This is a genomic window from Natrinema ejinorense, assembly GCF_002494345.1.
In the GTDB taxonomy this organism is placed as follows: domain Archaea; phylum Halobacteriota; class Halobacteria; order Halobacteriales; family Natrialbaceae; genus Natrinema; species Natrinema longum.
In genome coordinates, this window is sequence record NZ_NXNI01000001.1 from 607,869 (window position 1) to 620,068 (window position 12,200).

The following is a 12,200-nucleotide window of genomic DNA, read 5'->3' on the forward strand; positions in this document are numbered from 1 at the left end:
CGAACCCGCTGGACGCCGTGACGGCTCCCATCTCCGCTCCGAACTGTCGCTCGGACGTGCGGTCTCGAGTTCGAGACGGGGGTCGTCGCAGCCGGACGTCTGATCGGCCTCGAGCGGGTAACTAGTGGGTGAAAACGGGGAGGGGGTGACTGGTGGGTAAGAACTGGGATCCGGTACGTGCCTACGGCAGGGGGTTATCGACTTCGTCGGACTCCCCTTCTCGACTCGGCGGTCGATCGGCCAGCGTGATGACGTTCTCCCGACCGACGGATTGCTTCTCGATCGTGCCGTCGGCGTGCATCTGCGAGCAGATCCGGCTCACTTTCGACTTCGACCAACCGGTTTCTTCGGTGATCCGATGTTGACGAATCTGGCCGTGATTCGCGACGAGGAGCCGGACCACTCTTCCTTCGTCGCTCAGGAGTTGTGGCGGCGTGTCCGGTGAGAGATACGACTCGTAGGCCCCGCGGTCGCTCGCTCGTGTGCGGCCCGAGTCGTCTTCGTCAGCTCCCGTCTCCGGCACCAGCACGAGCGACGAAACGTCGATATCGCGCTCCGATAGCACGTCGGCCATGCGGAGACCGACGAGTCCGGTGATCAACAGGAAGAGAACCGCGATCAGGGCCCATTCCCAGACTGACGTCACTCGAAGCAGTTGTACCCCAGACAACGATCCACCGGACCGGTCGCCGATCTGTGAAACGGCCGGTCCCGATGCGATCGCGTGGACGTCGTACCGCTGTATCGAAGCCGGAGCCATGTCGATCGAGATGCTGCTCTGCATCGATGCGAACCGTGCTCTGACTCCGATCTGGGGCGTGGACACCATGATTCGCGGTTCTGATTGCAGTCGGTGCGAGACCGAGTCACGAGCGTCGTGACCTCGCCGACTGCATCGGATATCCGATCCACGCCTCCTTCATTATAGAGCAATACAGGTGGGTTTAACAATGGTTTAAGGGCTCGGACGAGCGACTCCCGGTCCGCTCAATCCGTCAGCAGCGTTCCCGACCGTCGACGCCCGCTCGTTGTCGCGTCTACACTGGTTTATTCGAGGTATAGTAAACCCCCTCAACCGACTCGTCGATTCTACGGGACGCCCCGCGAATTGCGGGTGCACGGATTCCGGAGTCACCGTTGCACGCGGTTGTGCGACGGGTCAGCGACAACGCATCACCCATGACCACGATAATCAGCGACACGGAGACGCAAGCCGACGATCGGGAGAGCGACCAGCACGCACGAAAATCGAGTAGTCACGACGGGACCGCCCTCGAGCACTCGAACGCACAGTCGACGCGTGCGGCGACGATCTGTGTCGTCGGACTGGGATACGTCGGCCTCCCGCTCGCAGTCGGGTTCGCCCGGTCGAACTACCGCGTCATCGGCTACGACGTCGACGGCGTGACGGTGGATCGACTCCAGAAGGGTGTCGACACGACCGGCGACCTCTCCGACGACGCGATCCAGGACGGTGACATCTCGTATACCACCGACCCGACCGAGATCGGTGCGGCTGACTACGTCATCATCGCCGTTCCCACGCCCATCGACGACGACGATCGGCCGGACCTCGGCTACGTCGAGAGCGCGGCGACCACCGTCGGTTCGAAGATGGATCCCGGGACGACGATCGTCCTCGAGTCGACGGTCTATCCGGGCACGACGCGCGAAACGCTCGTTCCGGTACTCGAAGACGCCTCCGGTCTGACCGCTGGCACGGACTTCTTCGTCGGGTACTCTCCGGAACGGGCCACGCCGGGCGACGAGGAACACGGCCTCGAGGACGTCGTCAAAGTCGTCAGCGCACAGAACGAGTCGGTCCTCGAGGACGTAGCGACGCTGTACGAGTCGGTCGTCGACGCGGGCGTCCATCGCGCTCCGTCGATCGAGGTCGCCGAAGCCTGCAAGGTCGTCGAGAACGCCCAGCGGGACCTCAACATCGCGTTCGTTAACGAGCTCTCGATGGCCCTCGACAACATGGACGTCGACGGACAGGCGGTCCTCGAGGCCGCGGGCACGAAGTGGAACTTCCACGACTATCGGCCGGGGCTGGTCGGCGGCCACTGCATTCCGGTCGATCCGTACTTCTTCGCGTACCGATCGGCCCGGGAAGGGTTCGACCCCGAACTCATGCAAACGAGCCGGCAGGTCAACGAATCGGTGCCCGACCACGTCGCCGAGCAGACGATCAAGGCGCTCAACCAGTGTCACAAGACGCTCCGCGACAGTCGCGTCCTGGTGTTGGGGCTGGCGTACAAACCGGGCGTCGGGGACATCAGAAGTTCGAAGATCGGCAACGTCATCGACGTACTCCGGGAGTACGACATCGACGTCGAGGGGTTCGACCCGTTCGCGGACGACGATGCGGCCCGGGAGTCGTTCGGCATCGAAGTTCAGGAGCGACTCTCGTTCGAGGGCTTCGACGCCGTCATGCTCGCGACGCCGCACGCGGAGTTCGAACAACTCGACCTCGAAGCGGTGGCGGGCGAACTCGCCGACGATCCCGCACTGATCGACGTGACCGGCACGGTCGACGAAGACATCGCCGCCGATGCAGGACTCGTCTACCGGAGGTTGTGATACGATGCGAGAGCAGCGGTCCGTCTTCGATGAACCAGTCGTCCGGGCGGTGGGCCGATCACCGTCGGGAGCAGTCTCCGTCTCGAACTGCCGGCCGATCGCGGAGGTAGATCGACGATGCGAGCGATGATAACGATCCAGCACCCCGGCCACGTCCACTTCTTCCGGAATCCGATCGCGGAACTGGAAGCGCGAGGCCATGACGTCTACGTCTTCGCTCGGGAGAGCGGCGTCGCCGTCCGACTCCTCGAGGCGTACGACATCGATCACGAGGTACTGGCCGGCGAATCCGACTCCCTAGTCTCGCTGGCGGCAGTGCAGGCGACGTACGAGTGGCGACTGCTGCGGCGAGCGCATCGGATCGATCCGGACGTAATCACGGCGATCGGCGGCGTCGCTGCCGCTCACGTCGCGTCGATGGTACGAACGAAGAGTCTCGTCTTCTACGACACCGAACACGCGACTCTCATCACGACCCTCGGCTATCCGTTCGCGGACGTGATCGCCACGCCGGCGTGTTATCGGGACGATATCGGCCCGAAACAAGTGACGTACCCGGGCTATCACGAACTCGCCTATCTCCACCCCGAGCGGTTCGACCCCGATTCGACGGTACTCGACGACGTCGGGATCAGCCCCGAGGAGTCGTTTGCTGTCGTTCGACTCAGCAGTTGGGACGCCTCCCACGACGTCGGCCACGGCGGCTTCGACGACCCCCGCGAGGTCGTCGACCGACTCGAGGACGCGGGCGTCCGGGTTCTACTGACGGCCGAAGGAGAGCCGCCGGCCGCCCTCGAATCGTATCAGTTCGAGACGTCGCCGGACCGGATGCACGACCTGCTCGCATACGCCGACGTCGTCCTGAGCGAGGGGGCGACGACCGCGGCGGAAGCCGCGGTGCTCGGCACGCCCGCGATCTACGTGAATCCGCTTTCGCTGGGCTACACGACGGAGCTCGAGGAAGAGTACGGCCTGCTGTTCGAATACAACGGCGACGGGAGACACGCACGCGGGCTCGAGCGGGCCAGCTCGGTCGTCGAGGAGCCAGCCGACACGTGGGCACGGCGTCGCGAGCGCCTGCTCGCCGATCGGATCGACGTTACGGACTACGTCGTCCGACGAATCGAAACGCTCGCACGGGCACGTACGGCGGGACGATCGACTCCTGCAGCCGATGTTAGCCACTGATGAAGGTACTCCAACTGGTCACGTCGCCGCGGCCGTTTTTCGACCAGCAGGTGTCGGTCCTCGAGGACCGCGGCGTCGACTGTACGGTCCTGGCGGTTCCCGGCGAACACAGCGGGGATGCGGGCCGGTCGGCGGTGGATTACGCCCGATTCTACCCGAAACTACTCTCGGCGGTCCGATCGACGTCGTACGACCTGGTGCACGCGAACTACGGGCTCGTCGCCCCCTTCGCGCTCGCCCAGCCGACGCGGCCGGTCGTCGTGACGCTGTGGGGAACCGATCTCATGAGCGAGCAGTCGTGGCTCCGATCAGTCAGTCGCCACAGTGCCCGCCGATCGGACGCCGCGATCGTCCCGAGTCGAACCATGTCGCGCGAACTCGAGACCGAGCACCGACTGATTCCCTTCGGCGTCGACACCGAACTGTTTCGACCGATGTCGAGAGCCCAGGCGCGCGAATACATTGGCTGGGAGATCGACCGACCGGTCGCGCTCTTCCCGTACGACCGGACCCGCTCGGTCAAGGACTTCCCACGGGCCCGTCGGCTCGTCGAGCACGCGGACGTCGACGTCGAACTCCGAACGGTCTCCGGCGTCGCTCACGAGGCGATGCCCTACTACATGAACGCGAGCGACGTCCTGCTGGTCACGTCGAAACGCGAAAGCGGCCCGATGGTCGTCAAGGAAGCCGCCGCGTGTAACCTGCCGGTCGTCTCGACGGACGTCGGATTCGTCCGCGAGACGGTCCGCGGCGCGACCAACTGCGTCGTCAGCGACAACGACGGGGCGCTCCTCGGCGGGCTCGAGCGGGCCATCGAAGATGAGGGGCGTTCCGACGGTCGCGAGTCGATCGACGGACTCTCCGTCGAGTCCCTCGGGGAGCGTCTCCACGGATTGTACGGCCGATTAGTGGACCGGGACGAAGAGCTGAGCCATCCGACGGGGGTCAGTCATGACGTATAGATCGCTGTCGGAACTGCGACCGTTGCGACTCGACACCGTCGCGGCGATCGGCGGATTCCTGCTCGCGGCGGTGCTGTTTCCGCTGCGATTTCTCATGTCGCAGATTTACCTCAATACCGTTCCGGTGATCCTCGGCACCGCGTGTGCGTTGTATCTCCTCTCCCTGTATCAGCGGGACGACTCGCGGGCGTTCCCGACCCTTCCGTCGGCGGTGTCGATGGCGCTCCCGAGTGCCGTTCTGGTCGGACTCACGGGGCTCGTGGTGCTGGCGGTCGTTCAGGGTGCGCGAACGCACCTCTTCTTTGGACTGGCGAGCGTCGTCGGGACGCTCGTTATCGGCCAGATCATCTTCGCGGGCGATCGCGACCTCCACCCCGGCTTGCTGCTCCTCCAGATCGTCTGCTTCGCGTTCGTCTTCCGGTTCACCGCGCTGTACGCGACGCCGGGATACATCGGGATCGATATCTGGACGCACCAGGAGTTCGTCGACGCGATTCTCGCGGAGCAATCCCTCAGCGCGATTTCCCACGACAAACACTACGGATCGCCGTTTTACCACCTGCTGGTCGCCGCCTCGTCGCTGCTGTACGACGTCCCGATTCGCGCCGCGTTGTACCTCTCCGTCGGGCTCGTGATGCCCCTGTCGACCTTGCTCGTCTACGCGACCACGAACCTGCTCGTCTCGCCGCGATGGGCGGTGCTGGCGACCGCGTTCTACGCCTTCGCGAGCCACGTCGCGAGGTGGGGAATGCAGCTCATCCCCACGAGTCTGGGGCTCGTCTTCTTCCTCGCGATGCTGTACGCGCTGATCCGCGTGATGCGGATCGAGTACACGATCCGGGACTTCTCGCTCCTGCTCCTGTTGAGCGTCGCCGTTATCCTCACCCATCAGGTGTCGACGTTCATCATGCTCGTCCTGTTGCTCGCGGCGTTTCTCGCACAGCTCGTGTTCGTGATCGGGCCGCTCGGGCTCACCCGGCTCGACACGAGCGTTTTCCGGACGAAAAAGCCGGTCAATCTCGTCGGGCTCGTCGTCTTCAACCTCGGACTGACGATCTTCGTGTGGTCGCTGACACCGTATCGTCAGGAGTCGTTCCTCGCGACGGTCCTGAGTTACTTCACGCAGACGCTCGAGGAGAGCGCCGGATTCCTCAATACCGCGGGTGACTCGTCCGACGGGGCCAAAGCGGGGGCAGAGGCTGCGCCCACGCTGATCGAACAGCTCGTACCCTATGTGGACAACCTCGGATTCCTGCTCCTGCTCGGTGTCACGTTCGTCGGCTGTCTGTACGTCGTCCACAGGAGACGCGCCGAACAGTCGGTGTTCACCCTCCTGCTGGCGGCGGCGTTCATGCTGGTGTTCATCCTCGGACTGCCGATGTTCGGCATTCGGAGCTTCATTCCGACGCGCTGGTTCGCGTTCCTCTACGCGCCGATGGCAGTCCTCGGCGCGATCGGAGTACGGACGCTGAGAGGGAACATGACGCCGGCACTGGTCGTTTCCGTGTTACTCGTCATCGTGCTCGTCTATCCGGGTGCGATGGTCCTCGCCGCCGAGAGCAACGCCGAAAACCCGGTCTTCGCGAACCAGCACGAGCGCCTCGCGTACGACGAATCGGAACTCACCGCGGCCGAGTCGATCGGCGAGCTGACCGGTTCGCCCCGGGGTGAAGAGATCCGTCCCGATCAGCAACTCCACACCGATCATCCCTATCAGACGTTGTTCAGTCGGACCGGCGCGTATCCGTCGACGACGACCGCGACGGTTCCCGAGGACGGCGTCGCGGACCACGACTACACGGTCTATCGATCGGCACAATCGACCGACGCGACGTACGTCACGGATAGTGACGGCGAGGCGCGGATCGCACAGCTCGCTCGAGGGCAACTCTGTCGGCCTGACCAGGCCACGGTCTACACGAACGGGGATGTGACGATGTGTACGCCCGCTCCGTCGAGTAGCTGATCGTCCCGCCGTCGTCGACCGTCCGCTTCTTCTCGAACCACTGGAACGGGCTGACTGTGCGTGGACCCGTCGATCTCGTTCCATTCGGCGATGGTGTAGTCGACCACCGGTCGTCCATCGGCTGGGTCTCTGACGACCGTCCCCGGATCTCAGCGGCTCCTCGAGGCGGACACGACCGTTGGTCCCTGTACTCGATTACGACGATCGACACCGTTCTCTGTGCGATCCTCGACGTACCCGTGACTCGAGTCACGCTCTGTGCCCCGAATGGGACACCACCCTTCGACTGGAGAACATCACGCAGAACGGTTACGAGAAGCACACAGTGAGGACTCAGACGTTTGCGACCGGCGAAGTAGATTACTCTCGTAGTGTCCGTGCAGACCCGCTTCTTTAGCGGTTGATCGACGATCAGCGATGTCGCTGTGCGCGGAGCAGCCGCCAGACATCACCGACGATCGGCGCACCGTCGAACAACCAGAGCGCCAGCACGGCGAGACCCAGCAGGAACTGGAACGCGATCTGTACCGTCAGCCCGCCGGTAAGGAGTTGGTGCACGTATCGGACGAAGTATCGAGCGAAGTGGTCGAGGAATCCGCCGTGAGAGGTCGCTGGCGGCGATGCAATCGGCCAGAGGACGATTCGGGGGTCGACCACCCGTCCCCTGAGCAACTGGCTGAACAGGTCGGCAAGCGGGTGTGAGACGTACGCGAGTGCGAACGCACCCGAGAGGGCTCGCTCCCCCCGCCGGACGGCCATCGCGTACACCGCGAGGCAAACGAACGGAGCGACGAACATCGAGTGTCCGATCGAATAGCCGACGTCCGTGATACCGACCGTCCAGGCGAGCGGTTTGTCGATGAGGTCCGGTAGCTGCGACCCGACGGCGACGGCGACCGTCTCGCGAGCGGAGGGCGACGTCCGAAAGATCACGTTCGTCGTCAGCGAGTACAGGACGTACGCGAACGCGAAGTGCTCCCATGGCCACATCTATTCCACCTCGATCGGAAGACGGGCGACGCGATAGGCGTTGTCGGTCGTCGGCTCCGCCGGCGGTTCATCGTCGTATAGCAACAGCAGCAACCGAAGGTCGTCCCCTCGCATCGTCGGCGTGATCTCGAGGGTCTGCCGGTGCGTGTCGCCATCGGAAACCGTCGCCGTCTTCCTGTCTAGCTCGGCCGATTCGCCGACGGTCACGTTGGTCCCGTCGTCGCTCACCCGCTGGAGCAGCACCACGGTCGTGTAGGTCCGCTGTTCGTGTTCCCGATTCGTGATCGTCGCCTGTAGCTCCTGACGCTCTCCCGCGGTATAGGTCGACTCGTACATCGTTCCTGTTTCTCCAGTCACGTTTTCCGATTCGACCGATAGTTCCGTGAACCCGTCGTGCTGCGGCGGGTTCACGAGGGCGAAGCCACCGCTCGCGAGCAACAGGAGCAGCCCGATCCCGACGGCCACGTTGTACGGTCGGTAGCTGATTCGCTCGTACGGACTCGGACGATCCCGAGCAAAGAACGGTGAGACCGACGATATCGAGGGTGTGAACCGCCGATCGGGCGGACAGCGGTATCGAGAACCGATCGCGAAGAGTGCGAGGACGACGGTGATCACTGCCAGCCCCGAGAGTACCGGTTCTAGCGTCAATCCCCCCGGGGTTACGGCCGCGAAAAGGGTGATCGCGGGGACGATCGCAACACTAAACACGACTGACAGGACCGCTCGTTCGATCGGCTCGAGTCCACCACTGACTAGCAACGGACTGCCGAGTCCGGATTTCTCGTCGTCGAAGGTCCGATAGTCGTCGTTTGGCTCGTCCGGAAAGAGGGCCGAGACGAGCGTATACCCGGGAAGGAAGAGAACGAGCGGAATCGTCAGCGCGATTCTGACAGCTCCGCCTATGCCTGAAACAATGCCGAACGTGAGGGCGCCAGTGACCGCGATGACGACTGCGAGATCGAAAAACCACCAGTGAGTGTCGCTCATTTCCTCATCATGAGGGACAGTAGCGGTTTATTATCGCCGGGATAAGCCCCGATTCCACGGGGTAGTCCGGCGGTCGTCCGCCATCGAAGTATAACGATCTCGACACCGAATTTGCTTAAGTCACTTCCGTCCGTTCTTGAGAGTCATAGAACCGTGAATGAACGTAAATTCTGAACGAAGGTAAAAAATATGCGCGCTATTATTCTAGAAATAAATATCCGTAGACAATTCCAGTACTCGGGTATTTGGGCCTCTGGTGCCCGATATTTCGGTATAAAAATGGCGGAAAATGATATAGGAGTTCGTGAAAATACGTAAAGTATGAAATTCAGGGATACACGGTATCCATACTTTATTACCCTCTCCTGAATAGGGGTGATTGGCGCAATGAAAGCGAAACATATCAGCTCCGAAGAGAAGGATAAGGCCGGTGTGATCGACGACCGTCAGGGTGCGGATGAGGACGCTGATTGCCTCTCCGAGGAGCCTGCGTTTTCGAAGGACGAAATCTTTCATCTCCTGCAGAACGAACGCCGTCGGATGGTGCTTCGGTATCTCCGAGGAACTGAAGGGCCCGTACGCATGCGCGATGTCGCAGAGCAGGTCGCCGCGTGGGAACACGATACTACCGTCGAAAACCTCACGTCGACACAGCGTCAGCGCGTCTACATCCCCCTCTATCAGTCCCATCTCTCGAAACTCGACAAGGCGGGCCTGATCGAGTACCAGCAAAACCGCGGACTCGTCGAGCGAAAGCCCCCTGCTGACCGAGTCGACCGATACCTCGAATTGGACTCGACCGAGGTCTCGACCGATGAGCAACGCTCCGAGAGCCCACAGTGGGACGATTACTATCTCGGTGCAACGGTCGTCTCCTACGCGATTCTCCTCGGTGCAGTGATCGAGTTGCCGTTCGCCTCGCTCCTCTCGGGGATCGGTCTGAGCGCGCTCATCCTCACGGTCTTTACGATGGTCACGATCAAGCGACTCGTCAACTGATGTTGACTCCCACGCACGTCCCGACGCAGACCGAACCGACGACCGGAGACAGTATCCGTCTGCTCGTTACGAAATCAGGACGGAAACCGAGACGAGCGCGATGAACAGGAGCAACAACCCGATCGAAATCGTTGCGAGCACGGCCGGTGAGAATCGCTGACCTCCGCCCGTGTGAGTAACGGACCGCTCGACCAGCCCCTGTGTCTCGTCGAACTCGATGGCACCCGACTCGTCGAGTGCTGGCAGGCGCTCCTGATGGAGTCGCTCGTGGATGGATGCCCACGTTTCGATCGACGTGTAGGCCGGTTCGATCAACGCATCGGCGACTTCGTCGACGGTCACGGGTGTGTTCATCTCGTTGATGACGTCCACGAGCGCGTCATCGGATTCCGGAAGGAACCGCTCGACTCGAGTATCGGCTTCTCGGCCCGACGAGAAATCACTCCCTGGAGCGTAGATCATCGTCACGCCCGAACACGTATCCGAAGCCCCAGACCGCTCTTCGTCGGATTCGTTGGACGAAGAACGCAACCAAGACGGCGTCAGACGCATATTCCGCGCTTAAACGGCGTGGTATATAAGGCTTCTCACGGTTTATTCCCCGTGAACGGAATAAATAGCACGTAGAGTGACTTTCACGGATGATCGCCACCGTGAGACCCCAGCAACGATCGTACTCACTGAAAGTCGATGCAGACGATCGCGCGACGGCTGTTCGATCGGTGTGTCAATCGGATCAATTGGTACTCTATTCTCTCTCCGGCCGGATCGGACCGAGCGCGTTACGTGACCGTCCGCTCCGGTGGCCACAGCCACGACTGGAGTTGGTCCCGTGATCCCGACCAGCACTCGAGCCATCCGCGGAGATCGGTGAGTCTGAGTTTGTGCCTGGCCGGCAGGTGATGGACGTGCTCGAGGTCACCCAACAGCCGTCGGTCGAAGTCGTGTCGTTCGAAGAGCGTCTTGCGGTCCGGCCACGGCGGTTCGAACGACGAGAGAACCGGTGTCTTCCGACGAACGAAGCCTTCCACCTCGTTGAGCAGCGTTGCATCGTGCGGTCGATCGGGCGGTCGGTGTCGCAGGATGTCGTCGTCGATTTGCTCACACGCCTGGAGGAACGTGCCCGTCGTTCGGTCTTCCGGTGGTGTCAGGAGGTGCCAATCGATCAGGTCGCGATCCGTCGCCAGAAACGAGGTCACGAAGTGATCGGACAGGTGATTGTGGAAGGGCATCGACGGCTGATTTGCGATGCCACAGCAGGTGAGCGCGTTCTGGACCGTCTCCGCGCGGCCCCGTCTGGCCGCGAACTCGTCGCCGATAGCGTCCCTGACGAACGCGTCCGGAGCCACGTCGAATGCCGTCTGTTCGGCGAGTTCGAGGCTGGCCTCGCGGCTGTAGCCCAGTTTCTCGAGGAGTACCTCGACGGGGTCGGGATCCGGATCGAGCCGGCCGGTCGGAATGCGTTTATCGAGGAGGTCGATGGTTTCCGAGGCGGTGAAATGGCCGCGAAAGAACGTGTCACAGAGGAGGCCGTGATACATCGTGTCGACCTCGATGTCGTCCGTGTAGCCGGCGTGGTGGATGTGCAGGGACTCTTTGATCCCCTGTGAGTAGCGACTCTTCGACTCGTCGGGCCGGAGGTAGCGCTCGTCCGGTGGGAAGGCAGTGTGGCTCGCGCCGTACTGAGCGGCGAGCGATCGCGCGCCACGGACCTCCTGTGCCTCGAGTGATCCCACCGTATAACTGCAGCCGATGTCGTCGACTTGCGAGAGGAGGATTCGCGAATCGTAGCCGGCCGAGAGGAGCACGCCCTTTCGCCCCGGGAGCGACGATCGCCGTCGGAGTGCCCGCTCGAGTCGATCGGCGAGTTCGTCGACAGCGTCGAATTCCTGTGGCGGCTGTGGGTCGTAGACGAATCGATCGAGCGAGTCGATCGACGCGGGCGTGAGACGGCTGTCGATCGGCAGCCGATGGAGTTCCGTGACGGTCGTCTTCTCGCCGAGGACAACCCCGAGGTGGAGGAATTCGAGGACGCCGTCCCGAGAGAGCGTCGGCTCCGCGATGGTGCGGCCGATCGCAGCAGCGTCGGTTCCGAAGACGCGAGTCCCCGAATCGTCAGTATAGAAGCACTCCCGGGATCGAATGGGGTCAGTAGCGACGAACGCGTCATCGCTCGACTCGGCATCGACGACGGCCAGATACGACCCATTGAGCGCCGTCAGCGCATGCCGTCCGTCCGTCTCGTAGCGCTCGAGAAGCCAGCGTGCGGCGTTGGGTTCGTCCCCAGGGACGTACGCCTCGCCCCAGACGAGACAGCACCCCTCATCGCCGGTGTACGCGGCGCTCCAGCCGGGTGCGCCGAGATCGGAATCGCTGATTCCGACCGTAAGCATCGATCCAGCGAGCACCTCGTCGAATTCGTCGCTGGATCTGAACCGCTCGAACGCGTCTATACCGCCGAATACGCCGAAGAGTTCCCTGTTCATCGTCGAAACGTCCTCACAGACGGCGTACGGTCCCGC

General features: G+C 62.6%; 10 protein-coding genes. 5 read left to right on the top strand and 5 right to left on the bottom strand.

The genetic code is table 11. From position 1 onward, the window contains the following. Positions 1–181: 181 nt before the first annotated feature. Complete coding sequence (locus tag CP557_RS03215) at positions 182–829, bottom strand: helix-turn-helix transcriptional regulator (RefSeq protein ID WP_097378578.1); 648 nt, start codon at positions 827–829, stop codon at positions 182–184. A gap of 350 nt (positions 830–1,179) precedes the next feature. On the opposite strand from CP557_RS03215, the gene CP557_RS03220 reads away from it, so the two are divergent. From CP557_RS03220 to CP557_RS03235, 4 genes are all read left to right on the top strand, one after another. After that, a complete protein-coding gene (locus CP557_RS03220) occupies positions 1,180–2,583 on the top strand; it encodes a nucleotide sugar dehydrogenase (protein ID WP_097378579.1) in 1,404 nt (467 codons plus the stop codon). A gap of 117 nt (positions 2,584–2,700) precedes the next feature. Continuing rightward, on the top strand, positions 2,701–3,771 hold the full coding sequence (locus CP557_RS03225; protein ID WP_097378580.1) for a DUF354 domain-containing protein: 1,071 nt from the start codon (positions 2,701–2,703) through the stop codon (positions 3,769–3,771). Further along, entirely contained in the window at positions 3,771–4,733 is a 963-nt protein-coding gene (locus CP557_RS03230) for a glycosyltransferase (protein WP_097378581.1), read from the top strand. The genes CP557_RS03225 and CP557_RS03230 overlap by 1 nt, the downstream gene beginning before the upstream one ends. Then, positions 4,723–6,699 carry a hypothetical protein gene (locus CP557_RS03235; protein WP_097378582.1) on the top strand — a complete coding sequence of 659 codons (1,977 nt, stop codon included), beginning with the start codon at positions 4,723–4,725 and terminating at the stop codon, positions 6,697–6,699. Before CP557_RS03230 ends, CP557_RS03235 begins: the two co-directional genes overlap by 11 nt. A 411-nt stretch (positions 6,700–7,110) precedes the next feature. Here CP557_RS03235 and CP557_RS03240 read toward each other — a convergent pair whose 3' ends face one another. Together CP557_RS03240 and CP557_RS03245 are read right to left on the bottom strand one after the other, a co-directional pair. Further along, positions 7,111–7,689, bottom strand: coding sequence for a metal-dependent hydrolase (locus tag CP557_RS03240; protein WP_097378583.1), 579 nt, complete (start codon positions 7,687–7,689; stop codon positions 7,111–7,113). Next, complete coding sequence (locus CP557_RS03245) at positions 7,690–8,679, bottom strand: DUF1616 domain-containing protein (RefSeq protein ID WP_097378584.1); 990 nt, start codon at positions 8,677–8,679, stop codon at positions 7,690–7,692. It abuts the gene before it with no gap. Positions 8,680–9,066: 387 nt separating this feature from the next. Here CP557_RS03245 and CP557_RS03250 point away from each other — a divergent pair, with 387 nt between their 5' ends. Continuing rightward, complete coding sequence (locus tag CP557_RS03250) at positions 9,067–9,678, top strand: DUF7344 domain-containing protein (RefSeq protein ID WP_097381510.1); 612 nt, start codon at positions 9,067–9,069, stop codon at positions 9,676–9,678. A 66-nt stretch (positions 9,679–9,744) separates the two neighbouring features. On the opposite strand, the gene CP557_RS03255 is transcribed toward CP557_RS03250, so the two are convergent. Continuing rightward, a complete protein-coding gene (locus tag CP557_RS03255; RefSeq protein WP_097381511.1) occupies positions 9,745–10,140 on the bottom strand; it encodes a hypothetical protein in 396 nt (131 codons plus the stop codon). A 320-nt stretch (positions 10,141–10,460) separates the two neighbouring features. Beyond that, positions 10,461–12,164 (bottom strand): asparagine synthetase B family protein, encoded by a 1,704-nt coding sequence (locus CP557_RS03260; protein WP_097378585.1) that lies wholly within the window; start codon positions 12,162–12,164, stop codon positions 10,461–10,463. Positions 12,165–12,200 lie beyond the last annotated feature (36 nt).

What these genes read in the sequence shown, in the direction of transcription:
- CP557_RS03235 (WP_097378582.1), top strand. Translation starts at nt 4,723, where the DNA reads ATGACGTATAGATCGCTGTCGGAACTGCGACCGTTGCGACTCGACACC.
- CP557_RS03225 (WP_097378580.1), top strand. Translation starts at nt 2,701, where the DNA reads ATGCGAGCGATGATAACGATCCAGCACCCCGGCCACGTCCACTTCTTC.
- CP557_RS03255 (WP_097381511.1), bottom strand. Translation starts at nt 10,140, where the DNA reads ATGATCTACGCTCCAGGGAGTGATTTCTCGTCGGGCCGAGAAGCCGAT.
- CP557_RS03230 (WP_097378581.1), top strand. Translation starts at nt 3,771, where the DNA reads ATGAAGGTACTCCAACTGGTCACGTCGCCGCGGCCGTTTTTCGACCAG.
- CP557_RS03215 (WP_097378578.1), bottom strand. Translation starts at nt 829, where the DNA reads ATGGTGTCCACGCCCCAGATCGGAGTCAGAGCACGGTTCGCATCGATG.
- CP557_RS03250 (WP_097381510.1), top strand. Translation starts at nt 9,067, where the DNA reads ATGAAAGCGAAACATATCAGCTCCGAAGAGAAGGATAAGGCCGGTGTG.
- CP557_RS03245 (WP_097378584.1), bottom strand. Translation starts at nt 8,679, where the DNA reads ATGAGCGACACTCACTGGTGGTTTTTCGATCTCGCAGTCGTCATCGCG.
- CP557_RS03220 (WP_097378579.1), top strand. Translation starts at nt 1,180, where the DNA reads ATGACCACGATAATCAGCGACACGGAGACGCAAGCCGACGATCGGGAG.
- CP557_RS03260 (WP_097378585.1), bottom strand. Translation starts at nt 12,164, where the DNA reads ATGAACAGGGAACTCTTCGGCGTATTCGGCGGTATAGACGCGTTCGAG.
- CP557_RS03240 (WP_097378583.1), bottom strand. Translation starts at nt 7,689, where the DNA reads ATGTGGCCATGGGAGCACTTCGCGTTCGCGTACGTCCTGTACTCGCTG.